Genomic DNA, 24,751 nt, shown 5'->3' on the forward strand with positions numbered 1-24,751 from the left:
CGTGGGGGTGTTCCGCGGAGAGAGGGGAGGCCCCGCCCCTGCTCGCGCCGCTCCCCGCGCCCGTGGGGGTGTTCCGGCGCTCCGTTCCAACTTCATGGACAACGTGTCCCGCTCCCCACGCCCGTGGGGTGTTCCGCTGGTCGTACTTCTCCGTGATGTCCTTGAAACCCGCTCCCCACACCCGTGGGGGTGATCCGCCCAGGCCCGCCAGGTAACCGCAGGCGATCCAACGCTCCCCACGCCCGTGGGGATGATCCGGCCCGGGTTCGCCCGTCGTCACGTCTCCTCGTCTGCTCCCCACGCCCGTGGGGGTGATCCGCTGAACGTCGTCGGCCCGCTCCTCTGCCCCGTCCGCTCCCCACGCCCGTGGGGGTGACCCCGGCAAGGGCGGGGTCAGAAAGACCATGCTCACGCCGCTCCCCACGCCCGTGGGGGTGATCCGCTTTACGAGACCGTGGTTGATATGACGGTTGACCGCTCTCCACGCCCGTGGGGGTGATCCGCTGGTCGCGCGGCGTTCGGATGCGCGCGGTCCCCGCTCCCCGCGCCCGTGGAGGTGATCCGCTGGTCGCGCGGCGTTCGGATGCGCGCGGTCCCCGCTCCCCGCGCCCGTGGAGGTGATCCGATACCGAGGCTGCGCGTTGCTGGCCGTGATCGTGGCGGCGGTTCGTTGGCTAGCAACGGCATGTCCCACACGTACACCTGCAACTGTTCAAACCGCAGGGAAGCGATCCGGCTCCCCCAGCTTTCCTTCAAGACCTTCTCGCTTGATCCATCGTCCCCATCGAGCACTCCGAGCGAACTGTTCAGCGATGGCCCGGCCCGAGGGTAGTGCTCCATCAGGCAGACGGTTTTCCCGTGCCCAGTTCCAGGCTGTCCGACGAAGATCCTCCGTTCCCTTCTCAGGAAAATCCGCCTGCTTTAGGAGGTCGTGGACATCGCTGCCGCCCACCTCCCCTTCTGCTACCACCTGGCCTGGAGCAGCGGCAGCCGCCCGAGAAGCTCTACGGATCTGCGACATCAAGAGCTCGTAGCTGCCAATCAAGGCGGCGCTCGGCCAGGCGGCGATGATGCGGCCGGTCAGGCTGGGCTCGGCAATGGCGATGTTGGCGCCCAAGCTGGCGAGGCTGCCAACAAGCAGCATCGCCCAGGCCAGGGAACCACCTCGGGAGCCGTACCGGTTAGCCATGAGAATGGACATCGAGGCGACGACGATCGTGCCGTCCACAGCGAGTGGGATAAGTACCGCCGCGAGATGGTCTTCGCCGTGGCGGAGGCACAGTTCATGCATGTGGCGGAATGACACGACGGCCGCGATGGTCGCGAGGAGGAGGACTCCGGTTATCGTCGTGCGCTGGATGCGGCGCACGGCCCGCACGTTCGGTTCCATGTCGGCTCAGCCCTCCCACCCTGGGAGGAGGAGCGTGGTGGAGGCGGTGAACGGCATGTACGTATTGAGCGTGTCCCCTCCACCGTCATGGACTCCCATGGGCACCTGTCCCGAGTCGATGGGCCGACTACCCAGCACCAACGGGCAGCGCTGGCGAACCAGGGGGAAGCACCACCATGGAGCTCGTCGTGCCCGAATAACCTTGTCCAACGACCCGGCCCCTTCTCGACCGAAATCGACTCCTGCCTTTCCCTTGATCAGATCCTCCTCCTCTTCAGAAATCGAGATCTCGGTGTCTCGGTCTTCGCCCCCCTCGCGCGGGGCTGCTTTCTCACCTCGACGACCTGTTCCGGATCTTCGAGAACGCCTCCAGCGCGGTCTCGTCGGCGTCGTCCAGAGTGTGTAGGTACTTCTCGGTGGTGGCGATGGAGGCGTGGCCGAGCCGCTCCTTGACCACTTGCAGGTCCGCGCCGCCAGCCAGCAGCCACGAGGCATGTGCGTGTCGCATGTCGTGAATGCGCACCTTGATTCCCAAGGCGGCTTCTTTGAGTGCGGGCTTCCAGACCTGCCGCCGGAACCAGTCGGCCGGGATGTGGCCGTCGGTGTCGCGCTGCCGGGGCTGGCGTGGGTCGTCCTTACCTTCCTCGCCTCGGCGTTTCGCCCTGTAGTGCGCGAAAGCCGCGCGGCAGTACTCGCAGCGGCACTTGCCCGCGTTGTAGGCGGACAACGTCCCGTGCTTGTACGTCCTGCTGTGCTCGTTCGGCTTGGTCCAGCCGAGCGTGTCCACGTCGGGAAGCGCCTTCGTCGACGAACGAGCCCGCGGAACGTGCTTCCAGGTGAAGAACAGGTCGTCGCGATCCAGCCCTTCACTCCTGACGTGTTCCTCGAGTTTGTCGACCACCTGCCGGCTCAGCTTGAACCGACGGAACTCCTTGTCCTTGGGATACTCCTTGGCGATGAAGCGCCCACCGGTCGGGTGGAACTTCGGGTTGACCTCGACCACGGCACGGCTCACGGTCAGGATCCGGGTTCTTGTGTTCAGGTCCTTCACCCGGAGTTCGGACAGCTCTCCCCACCGAAGCCCGGTCTCGATCGCGGTCTCGACGAGCAGTTGCGTGTCGCTGTCGGGCAGGGCTTGGTAGAGCACGTCGAACTGCTCGGGCGTGATCACAGTCCGGGGCTTCACCGCAACAGTCGGCGTTCTTACACCACGGCACGGGTGGATGTACGTCACCTGGTCGTTGAGCGCGGTCGTGAAGATGACGCTGAGCAGGACCTTGGCGTACTTGATAGTCGGCGGCTTGACGCCGTCGTCCTTCAGCTTGGCGACCCACGCCCTCACGTGCTCGGGAAGGATGTCGACCATTCGCATGGGTCCGAAGCTGGGCAGGATGTGCCTGTGCAGCGTGTACGTGTAACTCTGCATGGTCGACGGCTCCACCTGATGGTTGGGGAGCCAGGTGTTCTTCACGTACTCATCGAAAGTCTGCTTCCCCCGACTGGGATGGCCGATCTTCCCCTGGTCCAACCGGGCTTCGGCCTGCTGCCAGGCCTTGTCTGCCGCCCGCTTGGACGAAAATGTGCCTGCTGAGACAACGTTCCCGCGTATGTCCTTGTAACAGGCGGTGTAGCGAACCCGACCGCGCGAGTCGAGCCGTTTGAACGAGTAGCCCAAGCCACCTCCCTGATCATCCGTTAGCGCCGCGTTAGTGGACCCTGCACCAGCACCTGTCATTCAGCAGGACCACGCGACACTCACACTAGGGCTTCTACCTGGGATTTTGCACAAATAGTGATGCCTCAAACACTTACTGTTGAAGCGCTGCTCGCGGTTCGGGACGAAGAGGTCGTGGGTTCAAATCCCGCCACCCCGACACAGTTTGACCAGGTAGAGGGTCTGATCCGCTCAGCGGGTCGGGCCCTTTTCCATTTCTGGAAGTCGATGGGAGCCGATCGGGGAGCCATCTCACGCGGAGTCAACCCGTCGGCCTGTCGCCGAAGATCGTGTCCATGGCGTGGGCGCCCTTGGTGATCAACGGCTTGAGCCCGGTAGCCCGCCTCTGTGACGCTGGTGCCCGACGAGATCGGCTTCCGTCTGGCGTGCAGTTCGGACGACCCTGCACCCCTGAGCATCGCGTCCACCTGGTGCTTCGCGAGCGCCTTGCTGGGCCGTCCTGGCCCGTGGGCGTGGTGACCAGCTCGGCGACGTTCCGGACCACCGGGTCCCGCGTCCTCTCGGATCGGCCGTTGTGGCCTTTGCCGAGCCGGTCGTTGACGGTGTCGCGCTCCCCGTAGGTCTCCGGCGCGGTGATGCCTGCCTCAAGGGCATTGGCGGCCTTGACCGCTGTCTTGGCCTTGGCTTTTCTGTTGAGGCGTCGGTGCCTGCCGTCCGGGCCGGTGGCGCGTCCATGGCTATGCGACGAAGAGGCACCTGATCTGACTGACATGAATGTCAGTCATGTGATATTCCTGTCTTCCCAGCATCATCCATGAGGTGAGTGATGAACTTCTCGAAAAACACCTCTGTCAAAGTCGGATTATTGATAGCGGGCGGCATCGTCGTCAACAAATTGTCCGAATTTGTTGACGCCTCTGCACCCATCATCCTCATAGGGTCGTTTGTGGTTCTCGTTGGGATGCTTGTTTACGAACAGCATTCCGAATCCGCCGCCGACGATCCACAGGTTGCGAATCTGGTCAAGTTCGGCCTGGCATCGATCCTGCTCGGCGCGGCGATAGGTGGCCTGTCCATGCTGCCGCTCCTGCCGAACCGCGAATATTCTGCGCCTTGGATCGACGAAGGCACGACATTTCACGGCTACGAACTTCTTTCCGTCGGGATTGTTTCGCTGCTGTCGTCGATTGCCGCGTTCAGGCGCAGGCCCGTTCTCCAGTTGACCACTTTTCTTGTCACCGCTTGTACCGGGATGACGCTGGCCATCGTCTCACTTGGTACAGACCACATATTCTCGATAACTTTTGTCGGTTGGACCGCCGCAGCGGCAGCAGTGACCGCGATCGTTTATTGGGCTCGCGATGTGATCAAACTCTACAGAGAGTTCTGGGGGGCGGGCGATTCCCTGCCGAGTGAGAATGAAACAGCGGATCACTGAGACAGGCTGAAGGCTGCTTCCGTGGCTCGGGCCGTATGGGTGGACACCGCCTGCTCGACCGGGTCGAGGCCCAGGGTGTCGGGAGCGCCGAAGCTCAAATTGACGATCTTGGCCTTGACCTCGGCGGCGGCCCACTCCATGCCCGCCAGGATGGCCGACTCGGTCAGTCCGAAGGCGGTGCCGGCCTTCGCGACGGCGAGCTTCGCACCGGGCGCGATCCCTCGGTACTTCGCGTCGGCCCCCGCGATGATCGAGGCGACGTGAGTGCCGTGGCCGGTGTTGTCGCGGATGTCGGGGTCGTCGGTGAAGTTCTTCTCCTGGGTCACCACGCCCTTCAGGTCGGGGTGGTCGGGGTCGTACCCGCTGTCCAGGACGGCCACCGTGACGCCCTTGCCCGTCATGCCCTGTTTCCAGGCTTCGGTGGCGCCGATCTGCTCGGCGCTCCGGTCGAGGTTGTAGGAGCGGCGGCCGTCCAGCCAGAGCTTGGTGGATCCGGCGGTGAGGGAGTGGGCGCCGGCCGCCAGGTCCTGCCAGGTCCGCCCGGCGGACGCCTTGGGAACGCTCATCGCGCTCATCCCGAGCCCGCCGAGCCGCCGGGCCGCCTCGGCCCCCCGGAACGTCGGGGCCGTCCCCTGGGACGACTGGACGATCAGCGGGATGTCGGGCCGGTCGGCGTCGCCGTACCGCCAGGCCAGCAGTTGGGTGACGTCGAACAGCCGCCGGTCGAGGAGGTCCGCGGCGACCAGCGGCCGGGCGTCGGACGGGATCACGTACAGGTGACCGTCCTGGATCTGGCCGCTGAACCCCACCCGCCTGCCCGGCCCCGGTCGCACGCGGTATCCGCCGCCGCCGGTGACCATCACGCGGTCCCCGGTGATCAACGTGACACCGCCCGCCCGGCCCACATCCGGAGGCTGCGGAAGGTCGGGCGCGGGCACGACGCCGACCGTCGCGGCCACCAGGACGGCGGCCAGTGCCTTGTGCACGATCACGGGCACCCGGTCTTCTCCTTCATCGTCCGTACGAGGTCGGCGGGCAGGTCCGAGTCGCTGACCTGGACTGCCGCCTTGCCGGCCATCGTCAGGTAGCCGCCCACGACGTGCATGGACTCCGGGACCGACGCCTTGGTCACCGGCTCGGTCTCCTTGCCGTCCTTCGTCCAGAAGGCGGGACCGAGGACGTCGAACGCCTGGATGTCCACCCCCCGGTCCTTGAGCAGGGCGCGCACCTCGCTGACGGGCCTGTTGTAGTACGGCGCGCAGTGCATGGGCTCGCCGGGCACGTCGAAGCCGGTGATGATCTGGTATTCCTCACCGGGACGCGCCTCCCGGCCGAGGACGAGCTCGGCCGAGCCCTTGAAGTCCCGGCGGACCTTGATGCTGATCGGGCAGCCGCCCGCCGTCTCGCAGCCTTCCTGACGGTCGATCACCTCGATCCCGTCCGGTTCCACCGTGCTCGGAGCGACCGAGCCGACGCTGCTGGGCGTGGAGGGCAACAGGCGCAGCTTGATGTCGAGCCCGGCGTCGCGCAGTTGCTGCTGATACTCCTCCGGCTTGGCGAACATGTCCTTGACCTCGATGACGAAGTAGCCGCCCTCGTCCTTGACGTCGAGGGCAGAGGCCGAGGCGGGCCCGAGGGTGACGACGACGGCCAGCGACGCCGCGAGGGCGCCCAGCGCGGCCGGCAGCGCGAGCAGGGCGCGCCGCCTCCTGCGCGTGGGCAGGGCCGGGGCCGGGGCCGGCTCCTCCTCCATGATCTTGTACATCGTCTCCCTGGCGCCGGGCGTCAGCCCCGGTCCGGCGGGCGGGGCGAGCCGCCTGACGACGTCGTCGAGCTGCGGGTTCATGAGGTCTCCTTGGCGAGACGGACGGCCCGCGGACCGTACCGGGCGAGATCGGGGTCGTCGGCGGCGAGCTCGGTGGCCAGGCGCTTGCGGGCGCGGTGCAGGCGCTGCCGCACGGCGAGGCGCGAGCAGCCGAGCACCTGGGCCAGCTCGGCGTTGCCGAGCCCCTCCCAGGCGACGAGCGACAGCACCTCCCGGTCGTCGGCCGACAGCCGCATGAAGGCCGCGCGGGCGGTCTCGGGCACGGCCTCCGTCGCGGGGCCGGTCCATTCTTCGAGTTCGGTGCGCAGGCGCGTGGTGAGGGCCGCCCTGCGGGACTCGCCGCGCCGGTGGTTGGCCAGGGTGCGCCGGGCCACGCCGTACAACCAGAGCCGGGCGCGGTCGCCGGACGGCACGTCGCCGAGCCGCCGCCACGCGGTCGTGAAGGTCTCGGCGATGACGTCGGCGACGTCGTGAGGGTCGCCGGTACGCCGTCGCACATATCCGGAGACGGCCTCGTAGTGCTCGGTGTAGAGCTCCTCGAAGCGTCGCCGGGGGTCCGGTGGGCCCACGCGGTCGTCCCTTCCGTAGGGGTATGTCACAACAAGCAGGTGTCCGGATGGTTGCAGGCGTGACAGACGAAGACGCGGAAGCGGCCTTTCGCGTCGGGGCTGTGGGCCCTATGGCCGTTGTTCGAGATGGCGGCGGTAGGCGTCCAGGATCAGGCCGTGGAAGTGGTGGACGACGTGTTCCGACAGGCCCGAGCCGTCGGGGTCGTAGACGATCTTGCCCTGGGTGAACGCCGGGGTGCGCATCCCTCGCTGGACGCTCTCCACCAGGGCGATGTCCTCCACCTGGAGCACCTCGTCGATGTAGCGGATGCTGTCCCGCTCGCTCTCGTCGGGCTCGGCGGCCTCCAGGGAGAAGTCCCAGGTCTCGCGCCCGGTGTCCGCAGTCGTTCCACGTGACACATCGAGAGCGCCGGATCGGGATGGTAACCGGCGGAGATGTGAGCGAATTCGGGGGTTACCGATACCTCCGATGCAGAACCTGAGCCGCCTTGAGGCTATTGAGCAATTGCGTGCCGATTCAAGGCTTCAGTTCTGCCTGGGGCTGGCGTAATCAATGAGATTGGTGGGATGATCCTATGATTAACGCCAGAAGAATGGAGTTGTCCAATGAGTCCGTCTTCCAGAGCGCTGCCGATGGCGGGGTTCATGTTCTCGGCCGTCGGGGTCGGGGGCGTGGTGCTGCAGATGTTGAGCGTGGCCTATCCCGACGGCGATCCGGCCAGAGCGCGGGCGGCCGCCGAATTGTTGCGCCAGCTGGCGGGACGGGTGGACGCGAGCCTGGACGACGTGGAGGAGGTGGCGAGCAGGGTTTGGCGGCCACCGAGTTCCGGCGCGGGAATTGACGCGTTCAGGCGGTATTTCACCAAGGAGATCGCGCCCTATCCGCCGCGGGTTTCCGCCTACATCCGGGGATTGGCGGACGCCGTCGAGGATTATGCGGAGTTGCTGGAGCGGACCCAGCACACGTTGCGCACGATGGCCATGATCCAGTGGATGGAACTGCTGATGTTCTTCTGCTGGCCGGCGATCGACAAGAAGGTCCAGGTGATGATCAACTGGGCGATGCGCAGGTCGCAGGCGCGGCTGTTGATCAGGATGTTCGAGAACGCCGTGGGGAAGCGGTTCATCTACGCGGTGGGGGGCAGCTTCGCCTACACCGTTCTCGACCAGGCGGTCGTCGACGGGTTCAAGCTGGCGAGGGGCGAGGACACCGGGTCGTGGGGCGACCGCGGCGAGTACATGCTGAAGAACTTCGCGGCGGCCATGGTCTTCTACCACGTGGACCCCGCCAACTTCGGCAAGGCCGCGAACGTGCTGCCGAAGAACCCGGCGGCGCGGAACGCGGTCGTGTTCCTGACCGGATCCACCATCTTCAGCACCACCGCCAACGCGCTCAACAGGCCCGGAGACGTCGTGGACGACCCGGTCAGCCTGTTGCCGACCTGGCAGCAGATGCTCGCCAAGCTCGGGGTCGCCGCGGGCCAGGACCAGTTCAGGAGATGGCGACGGTACTGAGGGCCGGTCACGTCGTCACTCCCGGGTGAAACGCCGGATCTCGTCGGCGAAAGGGGTCAGACCGGTCGTCATCAGGCCGGTCATCTGGGCGGCGAGGTCCTCGGCGGCGGCGTTCGCGGCGGCCAGGACGGCCTCGGCCAGGGCGTCGGCGCCCAGTCGCATGGCCCGCGGGTCGATGTGCAGGCCGCCGAGCGCGCCGGTCGGCGTCACCTCGGCCCTGACCTGGCCGTCGGCGGCCTCACCCCGGCCGCGGACGGCGTCGAGGCTCTCCTGTAACTCCTCCAGCGGGCGGACGTCGGCCTGGAACCGGTCGAGGAGGTGGCGCATCTCGTCGTCGAGATAGGGAGTGGGGTCTTCGGGGGTGGTCATCGGGGGCTCCTGGGGTGTCAGGTGAGCTTTCCGTCCTTGGGGGAAAGCTTGGGCGGGTCGGACACTTCGGGCAGGGATTCGATGGTCGCCCAGTTCGCGACGTCGAAGCTGGTCTTCATGTCGTCCAGGCGGTCGGCCACTGCCGGGTATACGTCGCGCAAGGCTTCGACGTAGGTCTCGGCCTTGTTCAGGGCCGTGGAATAGCTTTTTCTGAACGTGTTCGCGGTCCCGTCCGTGCCGGCGAAGTCGCCCAGTGCGGCTATGGCGTCGAGGATGCGGCGGATGTCGGTCGCCAGCTCGGTGCGCTCCGCGAGCAGGGCGCCGGCGGCCTTGGTGAAGGTGCTGCCGTACACCTCGGTGGTCGGCAGCCCGGGACCCCGGGGGGCCGCCGGGCTCGCGCCGGAGGCCGGGAACGGGGGCGCTGGGCGCGGCGGCGGGGGCTCGCTGGGTGACGGATTGCTGGGGCTCGGGGCGGGGGTGCTGCTCGGGGTCGGGGTAGGAGGAACGGGGGTGCTCATGGCGGTTCTCCTGTCGGTACGTGGCCACCGGGCGGGGCCCACGAGGTTGTCCACAATACCGACAGGAATAGGGGGCAGGGGCTAGGGTTCGTAGACCGGGGCGAGATCGGCGAAGATGCGGTAGTCCGAGATCAGGCCGTCGTCCCGGGTGCGCCAGATGGAGACGGCCACCACTGCGGCGTCCTTGCCGTCCAGCCGCCGGTACGTGACCTCGGTCTCGGCGATCGTGTCGGGGCCTGCCTGCCAGTCCCTGACGATCCGGTGCCGGAGGCCGCCGATGGTCGAGTAGAACGTCCGCAGGCCGTCGGCGACGGCGTCGCGTCCCACCATGGGCTCGGCGTTGCCGAACACCAGGGTGGCGTCCTCGGCCAGCAGTTCGGCGAACTTGTCGGGGTCGAACGAGTCGACCGTGCGGAAAACGCGTCGTACCACATCGTGGGACATGTTGATCATTCCTCACGTGGACGGGGTCGCTGGTGCGGACGATACGGGACGACGCGTTCCCGTGCGACGGACCGGCCGCGTCCGGCGCTCAGGCCGGCGAGGCGCCGCCGGGACCGGCCGGCGGCTCGAAGGTGATCGACACGATCGCGCTGATGGCGAGGTTGTGCTCCCGGACGCCGCCCGACGCCCGGTCCGAGGACTCGACCGTGACCACCGAGTCGCCCCGGCGGGTGACGTGGCCGGTGAAGGAGTCGCCGCTCAGCAGGCGTACCGAGATGACCCGGTTCTCGTGGCGGGCGTTGTCGAGGAGGGCGATCCAGGACGTGATGAGCCCGGTTCCTGGGGGTTCGAAGGGGTCTTGGGTCATGCTTCCCCTTCTTCCCTCAACAAGGGGAAGGGAACGACCGGATCGGCGACCTCACCGGCAGGCAAGGGCTCGGAAACCGGCTCAGCGTCAGACCGTGCGGCATGTCACCGGTCGTCACGAAATTTCGTGTGATGTCGTGGGGTGAATTCATTTGCCCTTCAGCGGTAGGACATCAAGCGTCGATACCTTTCGACCCTTGTCTGTAGGTTTGCTGCCAAGGGAAGCGTTATGTCTCGTTCGTTCATCGCCATGCTGGCCGTCGGCGCGGCCCTCGCCACCACCGTCGCCGCGCCCGCCGACGCCGCCTCCGGACGGCAGCCGCGCGTCCTGTCCGACGTGACGCTGCCCGCCCCCGACCTGGCCGCCTTCGAGCCGGGCCTAGTCAAGGACTCCCGCGGCGTCAAGCTCGGCGGCCTCGGCAGCGGCCTGTTCCCGGCCCGGCGCGCGGGCGAGTTCTGGATGGTCACCGACCGGGGCCCGAACGGCGAGCCCAAGGTGAACGGCGAGAAGCGGCGCACGTTCCCGGTGCCGGAGTTCGCGCCGGCGATCGTCCGCGTGGCCGTACGGCAGGGCGTGGCGCGCATCGTGGAGAGCATCCCGCTGAAGACCTCCGACGGCACCCCGATCACCGGCCTGTCCAACCAGCCCGGCCACGACGAGGTCCCCTACACCTGGGACGGCCTGACCCAGCTCACCTACGACCCGAACGGCCTGGACACCGAGGACATCGTCACCGACGGCCGCGGCGGCTTCTGGCTCGTGGACGAGTACTCCCCCTCGCTGCTCCACGTGGCGGGCGACGGCCGCATCCTGGCCCGGTACGTCCCCAAGGGCCTGAACCTCACCGGCGCCGGCTACCCGGTCCACGAGACGCTGCCCGCGATCCTCGCGACCCGGCAGCAGAACCGCGGCATCGAGGCGCTCGGCGTCTCGCAGGCCGAGCGCGCCCTGTACCTGGCCGTGCAGAGCCCGCTCGCCAACCCCGACAAGAAGACCGGCAAGGCGTCGAGCACGGCCCGCATCCTGCGGGTGGACCTGCGTACCGGCCGCCCGACCGGCGAGTGGGCCTACACCATGGAGAACGTGGCCACCTTCGACCCGGCGGCCGAGCAGGGCGACATGAAGATCTCGGCCCTGAACGTGCTGAGCCCCGGCCGCCTGCTCCTCCAGGAGCGCACCGACGCCGTGGCCCGCCTCTACACCGTGGATCTGCGCCGGGCGACGAACCTGCTCGGCGGCCCGCACGACGACCCGGCCACCACGCCGTCGCTGGAGGCGTCGCTGCCGTCGAACGTCACCGTCGCCACCAAGGCGCTGTCCGTGGACCTGGCGGCGATCGCCGGCCTGCCGGGCAAGATCGAGGGCGTCGCCCTGCTCGACCCGGTGACGCTCGCCGTGGCCAACGACAACGACTTCGGCCTCGGCACCTTCGACGCCGACGGCCGCCTGGTGGACTCCGGCGTGACCAGCCGGATCCTGACGATCCGCCTGGCCAAGCCGCTCTTCTGAGCTCCTAGGACAACGTGCTCGCGTACGGGTCCCAGTCCGCGGGCAGGGGTTCGGGAGCCGTCACGGCCGAGGTGATCGGGCGGAACTCGGCGCGTTCGCCCGACTCGGTGATGGCCGTCATGAGCTCCAGCACGTGCAGCGTCAGCTCGCCCGAGGCCCGGTGCGGCGTGCCCGCGCGCAGCGACCGGGCCAGGTCGAGCACGCCGATGCCGCGCCCGGCCGTGCCGTCGGCGACGGGCAGCTCGCGCCAGTCGGCGTCGTGCGGGCCGCGGGCCAGCAGCGGGCCGCCGAAGGTGTTGGGATCCGGCAGGAGCAGGGCGCCCTCGGTGCCGACGACCTCGATCAGCTTGCGGCTGACGGGCGAGTCGAAACTGAAGGTCGTGGTGGCGGTGGCCGTGCCGGGGAAGTCCAGCAGGGCGTTGACGTGGGTGGGCACGTCCACGGGGAACAGGGTGCCGGCTTTGGGGCCCGAGCCGATCATCCGTTCGGCGCGGGCCCTGCGCGTGCCGCCCGCGACCCGGGCGACCGGGCCGAGCAGGGAGACCAGCGCGGTCAGGTAGTAGGGGCCCATGTCGAACAGGGGGCCGCCGCCGGGCCGGTAGTAGAACTCGGGATCGGGGTGCCAGGACTCCGGGCCCAGGTTCTGGAACGCGGCGGTGATCCCGACCGGCTCGCCGATCAGGCCGGAGCGCAGGGCGTGCGCCGCGGCCTGGAGTCCGGGGCCGAGGAAGGTGTCGGGGGCGCCGCCGACGCGCAGGCCCAAATTGGCGGCCTCGGCCATGACCTTGGCCGCCTGGTCCATGTCGAGGGCGAGCGGCTTCTCGCCGTACACGTGCTTGCCGGCGCGCAGGGACTCCAGCGCGACGGCCGCGTGCGCGGCCGGGACCGTCAGGTTGACCACGATCTCGACCTCGGGCAGGGCGAGGATCTCGGCCAGGCCGCCCGAGGCGGGCACGCCGTGCTCGCGGGCCGCCGCGGCGGCCCGATCGGTGTCGAGGTCGGCGACGCCGAGCACCCGCACGTCGGGGAAGGCGGTGAGGTTGCGCAGGTACTGGGCACTGATCATCCCGGCGCCGACGACCGCGACACCGACGGGTCCGCTGCTCAAAAGCCCTCCAGGCGGGTAAGACGGACAAGCCTGCTGCTCAAGAGCGCTCCAGGCGGGTGAGGTGGGCGTGGCTGTCGGCGAGCGCGGTGAACAGGTCGGTCGCGCACGTGTCGAGCTCGACGATGCGCCAGGCGTCCGGCGCGGCGGCCAGGATCTCGGGCACGGGCATCGCGCCCGACCCGACGGCCGTGTGCGGCTCCTCCTTCACCACCGGCCCGTCCTTGACGTGCAGCGCGAGCGTGCGACCGGCCAGGCGGCCGAGCAGGGCGGGCACGTCCGCGCCGCCCACGGCCGCCCAGTACGTGTCGATCTCCAGGAACACCTCGGGGGCGAGCAGGTCGGCCAGCGCCTCGATGGCGTGCCGGCCGTCGATCCTGGGCTCGATCTCCCACCAGTGGTTGTGGTAGCCGATGCGCATGCCGTGCCCGGCCGCCTGCTCGGCCAGGCCGTTGAGCAGGTCGGCGGTGCGCGAGAGGCCGTCGCGGGTGGTGAACTCGGCCTCGGGGACGCCGCCGGGGATGATCACCAGGTCGGCGCCGACCGTGGCGACGGCGTCGAAGACCTCGGCGGGCTCCCTGCTGAGCAGCGCGTACGCGTGCGTGCTGCTCACCGCGAGCCCCAGGTCGTCGATCACCTGGCGGAAGCCCTTGGGGTCGTCGGTCGGGTCGAAGGGCTCGACGGCGCCGTACCCGATGCCGGCGATGCGCTCAAGAGTGCCGTCGCGGTCGGCGGCGAGCTGGTCCCTGACGGTGTAGAGCTGGACGCTGAGCGGCCGGGTCATCCGCGGACCCCCATGAGGTGCTCAAGGGCGAGCTGGTTGAGCCGGGTGAAGTGGAAGCCGCGCCGGGCCGCCGCCTCGGGGTCGAAGTCGTCGCCGGCCAGGTCCTGCCAGGTCTCGCCCTGGGCGAGGGTGGGCCGGGCCAGCTCGTCCACGCGGGAGGCGCGCAGGGCCTCCTGGACCTCGGGGTCGGCGCGGAAGGCGCGCGACTTCTCCTTCAGGATCAGGTACGTGCGCATGTTCGCGGCGGCCGAGTCCCACACGTCGTCGGGGTCCTCGGTGCGCAGCGGCTTGTAGTCGAAGTGGCGGGGGCCGTCGTAGCCGCCGTTCTCCAGCAGGTCGACCAGGAAGAAGGCGCTCTTGAGGTCGCCGTGGCCGAAGATCAGGTCCTGGTCGTACTTGGGGCCGTGCTGGCCGTTGAGGTCGATGTGGAACAGCTTGCCGTGCCAGAGCGCCTGGGCGATGCCGTGGACGAAGTTGAGCCCGGCCATCTGCTCGTGGCCGACCTCGGGGTTGAGGCCCACCATCTCCGGGTGCTCCAGGTCGTTGATGAGCGCCAGGGCGTGGCCGATGGTCGGCAGCAGGATGTCGCCGCGCGGCTCGTTGGGCTTGGGCTCCAGGGCGAAGCGCAGGTCGTAGCCACGGTCGAGGACGTACTGGCAGAGCAGGTCCAGGCCCTCCTTGTAGCGGTCGAGGGCCGCCTTGACGTCCTTGGCCGCGTCGGACTCGGCGCCCTCGCGGCCGCCCCAGCACACGTACGTGGTCGCGCCGAGCGAGGCGGCCAGGTCGATGTTGCGCAGGACCTTGCGCAGGGCGTACCGGCGGACGTCGCGGTCGTTGCTGGTGAACGCGCCGTCCTTGAACACCGGGTGGGTGAACAGGTTCGTGGTGGCCATCGGGACCTTCATCCCGGTCTCGTCCAGGGCCTTGCGGAAGGCGGCGATCGCCTTGTCCCGGTCGGGCTCGACGGCCAGCAGGTCGTCATCGTGGAAGGTGACGCCGTACGCGCCGAGCTCGGCCAGCCTGTGCACGCTCTCGACGGGGTCGAGCGCGGGACGGCTCGCGTCCCCGAACGGGTCACGGGCCTGCCAGCCCACGGTCCAGAGTCCGAAGGTGAAGCGGTCGGCGGGTGTCGGAGTGAAGGATGACATGTGTCGGTGTCCCCAACCTTTAGTCCATAATCTGCACATAATCCTGAGGAGGCATGCATGGTGGCGTCAAGGGGGGTCCGGCATGATTCCATGCGTGCCCGCAATCTGGCCGTGGTACTCCAGGCCGTCCACCGGCAGGGGCCGCTCACCAGGGCGGGGCTGGCCGAGCGCACCGGGCTGACCAAGACCACCGTGTCCAGCCTGGTCGCGGCCCTGCTGGAGGCCGGGGCGGTGAGCGAGTCGGGCGCGGTGCGCGATGGCGAGCGCGGACGGCCCGGCGTGGCCGTGGAGCTGAGCGGGCATCGCGTGGCGGCGCTCGGGCTGGAGGTCAACATCGACTACCTGGCCGCCTGCGTGGTCGACCTCACCCGGTCCGTACGCCTGCGCCGCACCCGTCCGGCCGACAACCGCGGCTCCGACCCGGCGGGCGTGCTCCAGCTGCTGCGCGACCTGGTGAAGGAGGTCACCGCCGAGGCCGAGGGCGCCGGGCTGCGGATCATCGGCGCCGCCCTGGCCGTACCCGGCACGGTCGAGGGCGGCCTGCTGCGCAACGCCCCCCACCTGGGCTGGCGCGACGTACGGGTGGCCGACCTGCTGGACCTGCCGTGCGCGGTCGACAACGAGGCGAACCTGGCGGCGCTCGGCGAGCTGTGGTTCGGCTCGGGGGCGACGGACTTCCTCTACGTCTCCGGCGAGATCGGCGTCGGCGCGGGCCTGGTCGTGGACGGGACGGTGTTCCGGGGGACGTACGGGCTGGCCGGCGAGCTGGGCCACGTCGTCGTGACCCCGGACGGCCCCGCCTGCCGCTGCGGCGGCCGGGGCTGCCTGGAGGTGTACGCGGGCCAGGACGCCCTGCTCGGCGGCCTGGACTCGGTCGCCGCCCTGGTGAACGCGCTGGCCGCGGGCGACCGGCGAGCGCTGGACGCCTGCGCGCGGGCGGGGGACGCGCTCGGGGTGGCGCTCACCTCGGCCGTGCACCTGCTCGACCCCGGCAGGATCGTGCTCGGCGGGATCTTCGCCCCGCTCTTCCCGTGGCTGGAGTCGCCGGCCCGGGACGTGCTGGGGGCCCGGCTGGGGCAGATGCGCGGCGCGCCGCCCGCCCTGGTCGTCTCGTCCAACGGCGCGGACGCGGCGGTGCTCGGGGCGGCCGGGATGGTCATTCAGCGGATCATCGCCGACCCGGCGGGCGTGCTGGGCCTGTGAAGGTCAGTAGTAGCCCTTGTTCCCGTCGACCAGCTCTCTGACGATGTCGAGGTGACCGGCGTGCCTGGCGGTCTCCTCGACCATGTGGATCAGCACCCAGCGCAGCGAGGACGCCGCCGACCGGAAGTCGGGGTGCTTGCCGACGTCGTCGAGCGAGTGGGCGGCGACGATCTCGTTGGAGCGCTCGCACTGCTTGGCGTAGTCGTCGAGGAGCTGGGCCAGCGTGACGCCCTCGACCAGCATGTCGGCATCCTCGGGCTCCTCCAGGAACTGCGGGTTGCCCTCGGAGCTGCCGCCCATGAAGAGCACCTCGAACCAGCAGTGCTCGGTCCAGCGCATGTGGGCGACCAGGCCGGCCATCGTCATCAGCGGCGAGCTGGGCAGGACGACACGGTGGGCGTCGGCCTCGGACAGGCCCTCGCACTTCCAGTGGACGATCGCGCGCTGCATGTCCAGCCAGCCGACGAGCTGGGTACGTTCGTCGGCCACGAAAGGCGGACGTACACGGGGTGGCGTCATGCGCGGGAGACTACTGCACGGCTTCTCTGCAACGCACCGCATTTTCGGCTGGTTCGCGCATGACCCGGGCGAGCCGCGACAATGGCTCGATGGCGGAAAGTGCAGAGGCCGACTGGGTCTCCAGGTTCGCGGACGAGGTGATCTCCGAGGCGGAGCGTCGTGCCCCGGGCAAACCGATCGTCTGCGCCTCCGGGCTCAGCCCCTCGGGCCCCATCCACCTGGGCAACCTGCGCGAGGTCATGACCCCCCACCTCGTCGCCGACGAGATCCGGCGGCGCGGCCTCGAATGCGTGCACCTGCTGTCCTGGGACGACTACGACCGCTTCCGCAGGGTGCCCGCGGGCATCGACCCGGCCTGGGCCGAGCACATCGGCAAGCCGCTCACCTCGGTGCCGGCCCCGCCGGGCAGCCCGCACGCCAACTGGGCCGAGCACTTCAAGGCGCCGATGGTCGCCGCGCTGGCCGAGCTGGGGGTCGACTACCGGGGCATCAGCCAGACCGAGCAGTACACCTCGGGGGCCTACCGGGAGCAGATCCTGCTGGCCGTGCGTGAGCGGTCGAGCATCGACACGATCCTGGCCGCGTACCGGACCAAGGACGGCGGGCGGGAGGTGGAGGACTACTTCCCGTACAAGCCGTACTGCGAGTTGTGCGAGCGCGACCTCACCAAGGTCACCGCGTACGACGACGAGACGACCGAGCTGGCCTACACCTGCGAGTGCGGGTTCGGCGAGACCGTGCGCCTGGCCGAGCACGACCGCGGCAAGCTGGTGTGGAAGGTCGACTGGCCGATGCGGTGGGCGTACGAGGGCGTGGTCTTCGAGCCGTCGGGCGTCGACCATCACTCCCCCGGCTCGGCCTGGATCGTCGGCGGGAGCATCGTGGGCGAGGTGTTCGGCGGCGAGCAGCCGATCGGCCCGATGTACGCCTTCGTCGGCATCACCGGCATGGCCAAGATGAGCAGCTCCAAAGGCGACGTGCCGACCCCGGCCGACGCGCTGGCCATCATGGAGGCCCCCGTGCTGCGCTGGCTGTACGCCCGCCGCAAGCCCGCCCAGTCCTTCAAGATCGCCTTCGACCAGGAGATCCAGCGCCTCTACGACGAGTGGGACGCCCTGGCCCGCAAGGTCGCCGCCGGCCAGGCCCAGCCCGCCGAGCTGGCCGCCCACGGCCGCGCCGTGGGCACCGCCGCCGGGCCGCTGCCGGTCACGCCGAGCCCGGTGCCCTACCGCACGCTCGCCTCGATCCTCGACATCACCACCGGCCACGACGAGCAGGCGCTGCGCATCCTGCGCGACCTCGACGCGGTCGACGACCTCGGCCAGGCCCGCCCCCGGCTCGACCGGGCGCGGCGCTGGGTGGCCGACCACCTGCCCGCCGACCAGCGCACCCGCGTGCGCGAGACGCCCGACCACGCCCTGCTGGACTCCCTGGGCCAGACCGAGCGCGAGTCGCTGCGGCTGCTGGCCGAGGGCCTCGACGACTGGACGCTCGACGGCCTCACCGCGCTGGTCTACGGCGTGCCGAAGCTCCAGGCCGGCCTGGACGCCGACGCGAAGCCCACGCCGGAGCTGAAGGCGGCCCAGCGCGCGTTCTTCGTCCTGCTCTACCGGTTGCTGGTCGGCCGCGACACCGGGCCCCGGCTGCCCACGTTGCTCATGGCCGTGGGCGCCGACCGGGTGCGGAAGCTCGTCGGCGGGTGAAGGGCGTCGTCCTGGTCACCGGGATCTCGGCCTCGGGCAAGTCCACGGTCGCCCAGGCCCTGGCCGAGCGCCTGCCGCGGTCGGTCCATGTCCGGGGCGACGCCTTCCGCCGCATGGTCGTGCGCGGCCGGGCCGAGATGACGCCAAGGGCGGAGGAGGCGGCGGACGAGGCGGCGGACGAGGCGGTGCGCCAGCTCCACCTCCGCTACCGGCTCGCGGCCCAGACGGCGGACTTGTATTTCCAAGCCGGATTCACGTCAATTGTGCAAGATGTGGTTCTTGGTGAAGACTTGGAGCGGTTCACCACGTGGATCCGCACCCGTCCGCTTCGGGTGGTCGTGCTCGCCCCCGACGCCGCCGCCGTCGAGCGCCGCGAGCGCGAACGCGCCAAGACCGGCTACGGCGCCTGGACGATCGCCCAGCTCGACGCCACCCTACGGGCCGGGACACCGCGGATCGGCCTGTGGCTGGACACCTCCGGCCAGACCCCCGACGAGACCGTCTCCGAGATCGTCGCGCGGGCCGACGAGGCATTGGTCAGCGGAGATCGCATATAAGTAGGATCACTGCAAGGCAGTGTCAAGTGGGCTGCATGTGTGCAGGTGCACCTTGTACCCATGAACAAGCAGCCCTTCGCCGCCAGTGTCAGTGTCATCGTCCCCGCGATGAACGAAGCCGAGAACCTCCCCCACGTCTTCGCCACGCTGCCCGACTGGATCGACGAGGTGATCCTGGTCGACGGCAACTCGACCGACGACACCATCGCCGTCGCGCGCAGGCTGCGCCCCGACCTCCGGGTCGTCGTGCAGAGCCGGCGCGGCAAGGGCAACGCCCTCATCGAGGGCTTCCAGGCCGCCAGAGGCGACATCATCGTCATGATCGACGCCGACGGCTCGACCGACGGCAAGGAGATCCGCTCCTTCGTCGAGACCCTCATCGACGGCGCCGACTTCGCCAAGGGCTCCCGGTACGCCCCCGGCGGCGGCTCCGACGACCTGAGCCCCATCCGCTCGCTCGGCAACAAGTTCCTCACGGGCCTGACCAACCTGTTGTACGGCACCCGCTTCACCGACCTGTGCTACGGCTACAACGCCTTCTGGCGCGACCACCTGGACGCCATGGAGCTCGACTGCGACGGCTTCGAGATCGAGACGCTCATGAACGTCCGGGCCGCCCAGGCCGGTCTGGTCATCCACGAGGTGCCCAGCCACGAGCGCTCCCGGATCCACGGCGCGAGCAACCTGCACGCCGTGCGCGACGGCTGGCGCGTACTCAAGACGATCATGCGCGAGCGGACGCGCGGCACCGCCCTGGTCCCGCAGACCGAAGTGGCGCTGGCGAAGTAAGAAGTGACATTCTCGGACAATGCGCTACATAGTGATCGGAGCAGGAGCAGTCGGCGGCACCATCGGCGCCCGCCTCCACCAGGGCGGGCACGAGGTTCTGCTCGTCGCGAGAGGCGCGCACTACGAGGCGCTCAAACGTGACGGACTCCGCCTGATCACCCCCGATTCCGACGAGACCCTGCACATCCCCGCCACCTCCGGCCCGGTCCCCACCCGCGACGGCGACGTGCTGATCCTGGCCACCAAGTCGCAGGACACGACGGCCGCCCTCGACCCCTGGCCGGCGGACCTGCCGGTCGTCTGCGCCCAGAACGGCGTGGCCAACGAGCGCACCGTCCTGCGCAGGTCCGAGCACGTCTACGGCATGTGCGTGTGGCTGCCCTCCCAGCACCTCGAACCCGGCGTCGTGGCCGCCTACGGCCACCCGTACTCGGGCCTGCTGCACGTCGGACGCTATCCCCAGGCTGTGGACGACCTGGCCGGGCGCATCGCCGACGACCTCGGCAAACACGGCCTGCTGGCCAGCGCCACCCCCGACGTCATGCGCTGGAAGCACGGCAAACTCCTCAGCAACCTCGGCAACGCCGTCGAAGCCCTCGTCGGGCACGCCGACGGCATGGTCGAGCTCTTCGACCGGGCCCGCGCCGAGGCCATGCGCGTGTTCGACCACGCGGGCATCCCCTACTCCACCCCCGAGGACGAGCGCAGGGTCCGCGGCCACCAGGTGGACGTCGTCCCCATCGAAGGCGTCGAGCGCGGCGGCGGATCGTCCTGGCAGAGCCTGGCCAGGGGCAGCGGCTCGATCGAGGCCGACTACCTCAACGGCGAGATCGTCCTGCTCGGCCGCGAGCACGGCGTGCCCACGCCGGTCAACGAGGTGCTGCGCCGCGAGGCCAACAGGTACGCCCGCGAGAAGCTGCCACCCGCCTCGATGCCGGTGGAGGAGCTGACCGCGCTCATCGACGCGCGTTCCGCAGCCTGATCCCGCTGAACTGCATGCTGCTGCCCGTCACCTCGTGCCAGAACGGCCACAGGTTGTCCAGCACGCGGAGCTGGATCCCGGCCTGCTCGTGCAACTCGAACAGATCGCCCACCGGCTCGGGAGGGCCGACCGGGACGACCGGCGCCCTCGACACCACGGCGTGCGGCGGGTCGCCGATCGGCGCGAACCCGGTCGCGGGCAGGCGGTAGGCGTACAGCCGGACGTCCATGATGGCCTTGAGCCAGGCGTACTCGACAGCGTGGACGCGGTCGCCGCAGCCCGCGCCGACGATCCTGGTCACGTCCTCGTCGGCCGTGTCCGGACCGCGCCAGGCCATCGCCCGCGGGCAGGCGCGCGGGAACCAGTAGTCGGGGCAGCGGTCGTGGGCCACCGCCCACACGTACGGCTCGACGAGCGAGGACGTCACCGCGACATGGGGCACGAACCGCTCGATGGTCGGGTCCTCGGAGAAATGCAGCACCTGGCCTGGCTCGGGTCTCATACCCGCCATCATGCGCATACCCCGCCCGCGTCAGGGCAGAAGAAACGCGCTCTGACGACAAGGGGTGAGTTCGGATGGTCTTATTGGGTCTGATCCTGGTCCTGCTCGCCGGCGGCGCGGTCGCCCTGGTGGCGACCGAGGAGAGCTCCAGGTACATCTTGTTCGGCAACACCTACCAGCTCGACCACGTCCAGATGTTCGTCGCGGGGGCGGTCACCGCGGCCGCCCTGCTGGCGGGGCTCTGGCTGATCGGCTCCGGGTCGCGCAGGACCGCCAGGAAGCGCCGCAGGCTGCGGGCCGCGCGAGCCGAGGCGTCCGACCGGGTCTCCCGGCTGGAGGGCGAGAAGCGCGACCTCGAACGACGGCTCGAACGCGACCGTGCCGCCGAGGCCGCCGAGGCCGCCGAGCGGGCCACCGATGACGGCGTGACCGGGCGTCACGTGGCGCACGAACCGGCGGAAGGCGACCGGCTCGTGGCCGGCGGCCGTACCGACGACACCAGGCCGTGAGCTCATGAGCGCGAGGGCAGCAACTTGCCCTCGCGCCAGAGCGCGAACCCGGTGACCAGCGCCCCCGCCCCTTCCCAGAGGCCCACGCCGAAGAACTCGCCCGGCGCCGCCCCCGTCAGCACCAGCGTCGTGAACACCGCGAACGTCACCAGCCTGAACGGCACGGTCCACCGGAAGAACGGCGTGTAGTCGGCGGATGCCGCGAAAACGTAATAGACCCCCATGTTCACCGCCGCCATCGACGAAGCAGCCATGTAGACCAGCGTGTAGTCGCCGGACGGGCGTACGTCGAGCACCTCGAAACCCAGCAGGACCAGCAGGGAGTCCGGCGACAGCAGCCCGACGAGCCCGAGCGCGAAGGCGAGCACGCCGAAGACGCCGATGGTCCAACCGGCGGCGGAACGCGGAAGACGCACAGAAATCCTTCCAAATGGGGGTGTAATCTGCGAGGCGATCTCATCATGCACCCGGAGGTCGCATGCCCCCCACGCGTGGCCGTCCCATTGCTCTGAAGCTCCTCATCCTGCTGCTCGTGCCGCTGCTGTCCCTGGTCGGGCTGTGGGCGTTCGCGGCGGCCCTGACCGGCGGTGACGGCCTGCGCCTGCTGGAGATCAACAAGCTGGCCTCCCACCTGACCACGCCGTCGGAGCGGGTCAACGTCGAGCTCCAGGACGAGCGGCTGGCCTCGGTCGAGTTCCTGGCCACCCGGCGCGGCGCGGACAAGCTGGCCAGACAGCGCGGGCAGACCGACCGGGCCGTGGCGGCCTTCCGCAAGCTGGCCAAGGACCAGCGTGACATGTCGCCCGAGATGCGCACGCAGCTCGACGCCCTCAACGGCAAGCTCGACCTGCTGTCCGGCATCCGCGCCGAGGTGGACGGCGACACGGTCGCGCCGCTGGCCGTCATCGACGGCTACAGCCAGATCGTGGACGCCTCATTCCGCATGTACGACGCGATGGTGCTGGTGCCCGACATGTCGCTGTACCGGCAGGCCAGGGCGGTCACCATGCTCGGCGAGGCCAAGGACCTGGTCTCGCGCGAGCGCGCGATGATCGTCGTGGTGCTGGCCAGAGGACGGGTCGAGGCCGTCGAGCGCGAGGCGTTCACCGGGATGGTGGCGACCCGGCGGCTGCTGTACTCGCAGGCGCTCTCCCACCTGGACGACGGCCTGCGCGGCCCGTACGAGGAACTGGCCGCCTCGCCCGTCTACAAGGAGTTCCTCGACGCCGAGGACGCCATCAGAGGCCAGGCCGCGATGAACGGCCTGCCCGCCACCGCCGCCACCTGGGAGGTGGACGGCCAGAACCTGTGGGCGGTGCTCGAACGCGACCAGGGCCGGGCCGTCGAGGGCATCGTGGCCCGGGTGACGCCCGCCGCGGAGAGCATCCTGATCAAGATCGGCGTGGCCGGGGGCGCGGGCCTGCTCGCCGTGCTCGCCTCGATCCTGCTGTCGCTGCGCTTCCGCAAACGGCTGGTCCGCGAGCTGGCCGGGCTGCGCGACGCGGCCACCGAACTGGCCGAGGTGCGGCTGTCCGGGCTGATCGAGCGGCTGCGTACGAACACCCGCCCGCCCTCGGCCGCCGAGGTCGCGCCGCTGGAGGTCAGGACGGAGACCTCCGAGGTCGCCGACATCGTGCGGGCCTTCAACCACGTGCAGTCCACGGCCGTCGAGGCCGCCGTCGACCAGGCCAGGCTGCGGCACGGCGTCAGCCAGGTCTTCGTGAACCTGGCCCGGCGCAACCAGTCGCTGCTGCACCGCCAGTTGCTCCAGCTCGACGGCATGCAGCGGGCCACCGAGGAGCCCGAGATCCTGTCCGACCTGTTCAAGCTGGACCACCTCACCACCCGCATGCGCAGGCACGCGGAGAGCCTGATCATCCTGTCCGACCAGGCCCCCGGGCGCGGCTGGCGCAACCCGGTGGCGATCCTCGACGTCCTGCGGGCCGCGGTCGCGGAGGTCGAGGAGTACGAGCGCGTCGAGATCCTCCAGCCGCCGCAGGCCGCGCTGCTCGGCGCGACCGTCACGGACGTGGCCCACCTGCTGGCCGAACTGGTCGAGAACGCCACGCTCTTCTCACCCCCGCGGACCAGGGTGGACGTGCGCAGCGCGAGCACCCCGAACGGCCTGATGATCGAGATCGAGGACCGCGGTCTCGGCCTGCCGAGGGTCGAGCTGGACGAGCTCAACGACCGGCTGGCCGAGATGCCCGAGTTCGACCTCGCGCAGAGCGACCGGCTGGGCCTGTTCGTGGTCGGCCGGCTGGCCGCCCGGCACGACATCAAGGTCACCCTCGCGCCGTCGCCCTACGGCGGCCTGACCGCGATGGTCTTCCTGCCCGCGGCCCTCCTGGCCGACCAACCGGCCCTCACCGGAAGCTAGACGAGGGCCGACCAGCCGGCCCTGGCCGAAAGCAGGATGCGGGCCGGCCAGTCGGCTCTTGAAGGAAGCCGGGCCCGCGTTACGGCAGCACCTGCAGCAGCGCCTGGGTTCTGGCCTTGGCCGGTTCCTCGATCCGCTGGGTCTCCTTGCCCGCCGCGTCCAGCACGACCAGCGTGTTGTGCGCGCCGCCCGCCACGCGGACGACCAGCCGCCCGTCGGCCAGGTAGAACGCGCCGATCAGCCGGCCCTTGACGGCCGGGGTGAGCTTCTTGCCCGTCACCAGGTCGACCACGGTCGGCCTGAAGGCGGCCGGCCAGCTCCCGTCGCCGAGCGCGTTCGGGTTCGCGGGGAACTCGACGACGGCGGCGCGGCCGTTCGGCGACAGGCTCTGCACGTGCGTGACGAGCTTGACGCCCTTGGCCCTGACGGACTTCCCGGTCCTGACGTCGAGCCGGTAGACGGCGTCGGCCTCGCCGGTGTAGCCCGCGAGGTAACGGCCGCCGGCCGCCCACGCCAGGTGGCACACGCCCTTGGACGTGCCGAGCCTGCGCGCGCCGGTGCCGTCGGCCTTGACGGCCACGATGGTCTCGCCCTTGCCGACGTAGGCGACCTGGGTGGAGTCGGGCGACCAGACGGGGGTCAGGCAGGGCGTGCCGCCCTGGAGCTTCGTGGCTGCGGTGACGGTCTTGGCGCCGTCCTTGACCTGGAGGTTGCCGCCGCCGGTCACCCAGGCGGCCTTCTTGCCGTCCGGCGAGGCGGCGAACTGCGGCAGCGCGCCGATCTTGGCGAGGGTGCTCCACTCGCCGCCTTCGTAGCGGGCGAGTTGGTTGCCGGCGCCGGCATAGACGGCGGCGCCCGAGAGCTCGGGCGCGGTGGCCGCCGACGCCGCGGCGGGGGCCACCAGGGCGGCGCCGAGAGCGACACCGGCCACAACACGAATCTTCATGAGAG

The 24,751-nt window shown here is 69.8% G+C and carries 27 protein-coding genes and 1 CRISPR repeat array (1 of these 28 only partly in view); of the genes, 10 read left to right on the top strand and 17 right to left on the bottom strand.

The features are described from left to right. Positions 1-625: direct repeats of the CRISPR family, unit length 29 nt; unit sequence CCGCTCCCCACGCCCGTGGGGGTGATCCG; it begins 1,290 nt to the left of the window's first position. An 87-nt stretch (positions 626-712) separates the two neighbouring features. Further along, positions 713-1,390, bottom strand: coding sequence for a DUF2637 domain-containing protein (locus AB0J97_RS01025; RefSeq protein ID WP_364082922.1), 678 nt, complete (start codon positions 1,388-1,390; stop codon positions 713-715). Between the two features lie 331 nt (positions 1,391-1,721). After that, on the bottom strand, positions 1,722-3,065 hold the full coding sequence (locus AB0J97_RS01030) for a site-specific integrase (RefSeq protein ID WP_364082925.1): 1,344 nt from the start codon (positions 3,063-3,065) through the stop codon (positions 1,722-1,724). Between the two features lie 826 nt (positions 3,066-3,891). Here AB0J97_RS01030 and AB0J97_RS01035 point away from each other — a divergent pair. After that, positions 3,892-4,503, top strand: coding sequence for a hypothetical protein (locus AB0J97_RS01035; protein WP_364082928.1), 612 nt, complete (start codon positions 3,892-3,894; stop codon positions 4,501-4,503). Here the strand turns inward: AB0J97_RS01035 and AB0J97_RS01040 are convergent. The 4 genes from AB0J97_RS01040 to AB0J97_RS01055 all read right to left on the bottom strand — a co-directional run bounded on the left by AB0J97_RS01040 (position 4,497) and on the right by AB0J97_RS01055 (position 7,296). Next, positions 4,497-5,501 carry a S8 family serine peptidase gene (locus tag AB0J97_RS01040; protein WP_364082931.1) on the bottom strand — a complete coding sequence of 335 codons (1,005 nt, stop codon included), beginning with the start codon at positions 5,499-5,501 and terminating at the stop codon, positions 4,497-4,499. The genes AB0J97_RS01035 and AB0J97_RS01040 overlap by 7 nt on opposite strands. Continuing rightward, positions 5,492-6,349 carry a hypothetical protein gene (locus AB0J97_RS01045; protein WP_364082934.1) on the bottom strand — a complete coding sequence of 286 codons (858 nt, stop codon included), beginning with the start codon at positions 6,347-6,349 and terminating at the stop codon, positions 5,492-5,494. Before AB0J97_RS01045 ends, AB0J97_RS01040 begins: the two co-directional genes overlap by 10 nt. Then, positions 6,346-6,897, bottom strand: a complete 552-nt coding sequence (locus AB0J97_RS01050) for an RNA polymerase sigma factor (protein ID WP_364082937.1) — start codon at positions 6,895-6,897, stop codon at positions 6,346-6,348. The genes AB0J97_RS01045 and AB0J97_RS01050 overlap by 4 nt, the downstream gene beginning before the upstream one ends. A 108-nt stretch (positions 6,898-7,005) precedes the next feature. Continuing rightward, positions 7,006-7,296, bottom strand: coding sequence for an SRPBCC family protein (locus AB0J97_RS01055; RefSeq protein ID WP_364082940.1), 291 nt, complete (start codon positions 7,294-7,296; stop codon positions 7,006-7,008). A 207-nt stretch (positions 7,297-7,503) separates the two neighbouring features. Between AB0J97_RS01055 and AB0J97_RS01060 the strand changes: the two genes are divergently transcribed. Further along, the gene (locus AB0J97_RS01060) at positions 7,504-8,412 is read left to right on the top strand and encodes a hypothetical protein (RefSeq protein WP_364082943.1); all 909 of its coding nucleotides are present in this window, start codon (positions 7,504-7,506) and stop codon (positions 8,410-8,412) included. Positions 8,413-8,427: 15 nt separating this feature from the next. Here AB0J97_RS01060 and AB0J97_RS01065 read toward each other — a convergent pair whose 3' ends face one another. From AB0J97_RS01065 to AB0J97_RS01080, 4 genes are all read right to left on the bottom strand, one after another. Next, on the bottom strand, positions 8,428-8,781 hold the full coding sequence (locus AB0J97_RS01065) for a YbaB/EbfC family nucleoid-associated protein (RefSeq protein ID WP_357692743.1): 354 nt from the start codon (positions 8,779-8,781) through the stop codon (positions 8,428-8,430). A 17-nt stretch (positions 8,782-8,798) separates the two neighbouring features. Next, positions 8,799-9,134, bottom strand: a complete 336-nt coding sequence (locus tag AB0J97_RS01070) for a hypothetical protein (RefSeq protein WP_357692745.1) — start codon at positions 9,132-9,134, stop codon at positions 8,799-8,801. Positions 9,135-9,380: 246 nt separating this feature from the next. Continuing rightward, positions 9,381-9,743, bottom strand: coding sequence for a nuclear transport factor 2 family protein (locus tag AB0J97_RS01075; protein ID WP_364082947.1), 363 nt, complete (start codon positions 9,741-9,743; stop codon positions 9,381-9,383). Between the two features lie 88 nt (positions 9,744-9,831). Further along, a complete protein-coding gene (locus tag AB0J97_RS01080; RefSeq protein WP_357692749.1) occupies positions 9,832-10,110 on the bottom strand; it encodes a hypothetical protein in 279 nt (92 codons plus the stop codon). Positions 10,111-10,338: 228 nt separating this feature from the next. On the opposite strand from AB0J97_RS01080, the gene AB0J97_RS01085 reads away from it, so the two are divergent. Further along, positions 10,339-11,619 carry an esterase-like activity of phytase family protein gene (locus AB0J97_RS01085; protein ID WP_364082950.1) on the top strand — a complete coding sequence of 427 codons (1,281 nt, stop codon included), beginning with the start codon at positions 10,339-10,341 and terminating at the stop codon, positions 11,617-11,619. A gap of 4 nt (positions 11,620-11,623) precedes the next feature. Here the strand turns inward: AB0J97_RS01085 and AB0J97_RS01090 are convergent, their stop codons facing one another. Genes AB0J97_RS01090 through xylA form a run of 3 tightly spaced genes read right to left on the bottom strand, consistent with a single transcriptional unit; the run spans position 11,624 to position 14,656 of the window. Beyond that, on the bottom strand, positions 11,624-12,727 hold the full coding sequence (locus tag AB0J97_RS01090) for a Gfo/Idh/MocA family oxidoreductase (RefSeq protein ID WP_364082953.1): 1,104 nt from the start codon (positions 12,725-12,727) through the stop codon (positions 11,624-11,626). Positions 12,728-12,764: 37 nt separating this feature from the next. Then, entirely contained in the window at positions 12,765-13,508 is a 744-nt protein-coding gene (locus AB0J97_RS01095; RefSeq protein ID WP_357692755.1) for a sugar phosphate isomerase/epimerase, read from the bottom strand. Beyond that, positions 13,505-14,656: a xylose isomerase gene (xylA, locus tag AB0J97_RS01100; RefSeq protein ID WP_357692757.1), complete on the bottom strand. Its 1,152-nt coding sequence runs from the start codon at positions 14,654-14,656 to the stop codon at positions 13,505-13,507. The genes AB0J97_RS01095 and xylA overlap by 4 nt, the downstream gene beginning before the upstream one ends. Positions 14,657-14,746: 90 nt before the next feature. Between xylA and AB0J97_RS01105 the strand changes: the two genes are divergently transcribed. Beyond that, positions 14,747-15,859, top strand: a complete 1,113-nt coding sequence (locus AB0J97_RS01105; RefSeq protein WP_364082958.1) for an ROK family transcriptional regulator — start codon at positions 14,747-14,749, stop codon at positions 15,857-15,859. Between the two features lie 3 nt (positions 15,860-15,862). Here the strand turns inward: AB0J97_RS01105 and AB0J97_RS01110 are convergent, their stop codons facing one another. Beyond that, positions 15,863-16,378, bottom strand: a complete 516-nt coding sequence (locus tag AB0J97_RS01110) for a DinB family protein (protein ID WP_364082961.1) — start codon at positions 16,376-16,378, stop codon at positions 15,863-15,865. An 89-nt stretch (positions 16,379-16,467) separates the two neighbouring features. Here AB0J97_RS01110 and lysS point away from each other — a divergent pair, with 89 nt between their 5' ends. The 4 genes from lysS to AB0J97_RS01130 are packed head-to-tail and all read left to right on the top strand — an operon-like array spanning position 16,468 to position 20,409. Continuing rightward, complete coding sequence (lysS, locus tag AB0J97_RS01115) at positions 16,468-18,081, top strand: lysine--tRNA ligase (protein ID WP_364082964.1); 1,614 nt, start codon at positions 16,468-16,470, stop codon at positions 18,079-18,081. Beyond that, entirely contained in the window at positions 18,078-18,638 is a 561-nt protein-coding gene (locus AB0J97_RS01120; protein WP_364082967.1) for an AAA family ATPase, read from the top strand. Before lysS ends, AB0J97_RS01120 begins: the two co-directional genes overlap by 4 nt. 60 nt (positions 18,639-18,698) lie before the next feature. Beyond that, positions 18,699-19,427, top strand: coding sequence for a glycosyltransferase family 2 protein (locus AB0J97_RS01125; RefSeq protein ID WP_364082970.1), 729 nt, complete (start codon positions 18,699-18,701; stop codon positions 19,425-19,427). Between the two features lie 19 nt (positions 19,428-19,446). Next, a complete protein-coding gene (locus AB0J97_RS01130) occupies positions 19,447-20,409 on the top strand; it encodes a 2-dehydropantoate 2-reductase N-terminal domain-containing protein (RefSeq protein ID WP_364082973.1) in 963 nt (320 codons plus the stop codon). Here AB0J97_RS01130 and AB0J97_RS01135 read toward each other — a convergent pair. Beyond that, positions 20,384-20,911 (bottom strand): DUF6886 family protein, encoded by a 528-nt coding sequence (locus tag AB0J97_RS01135; protein WP_364082976.1) that lies wholly within the window; start codon positions 20,909-20,911, stop codon positions 20,384-20,386. The two genes, AB0J97_RS01130 and AB0J97_RS01135, sit on opposite strands and share 26 nt — an antisense overlap. A gap of 74 nt (positions 20,912-20,985) precedes the next feature. Between AB0J97_RS01135 and AB0J97_RS01140 the strand changes: the two genes are divergently transcribed. Continuing rightward, a complete protein-coding gene (locus tag AB0J97_RS01140) occupies positions 20,986-21,420 on the top strand; it encodes a hypothetical protein (protein WP_357692773.1) in 435 nt (144 codons plus the stop codon). 2 nt (positions 21,421-21,422) lie between these two features. Here the strand turns inward: AB0J97_RS01140 and AB0J97_RS01145 are convergent, their stop codons facing one another. Beyond that, on the bottom strand, positions 21,423-21,836 hold the full coding sequence (locus AB0J97_RS01145) for a hypothetical protein (RefSeq protein ID WP_364082979.1): 414 nt from the start codon (positions 21,834-21,836) through the stop codon (positions 21,423-21,425). A 62-nt stretch (positions 21,837-21,898) separates the two neighbouring features. On the opposite strand from AB0J97_RS01145, the gene AB0J97_RS01150 reads away from it, so the two are divergent. Further along, positions 21,899-23,800, top strand: a complete 1,902-nt coding sequence (locus AB0J97_RS01150) for a nitrate- and nitrite sensing domain-containing protein (protein ID WP_364082982.1) — start codon at positions 21,899-21,901, stop codon at positions 23,798-23,800. A 79-nt stretch (positions 23,801-23,879) separates the two neighbouring features. On the opposite strand, the gene AB0J97_RS01155 is transcribed toward AB0J97_RS01150, so the two are convergent. After that, positions 23,880-24,746, bottom strand: a complete 867-nt coding sequence (locus AB0J97_RS01155; protein ID WP_364082985.1) for a hypothetical protein — start codon at positions 24,744-24,746, stop codon at positions 23,880-23,882. Positions 24,747-24,751 lie beyond the last annotated feature (5 nt).

Origin of the sequence: Nonomuraea sp. NPDC049607, from assembly GCF_040675375.1 — a bacterium.
GTDB lineage: Bacteria > Actinomycetota > Actinomycetes > Streptosporangiales > Streptosporangiaceae > Nonomuraea.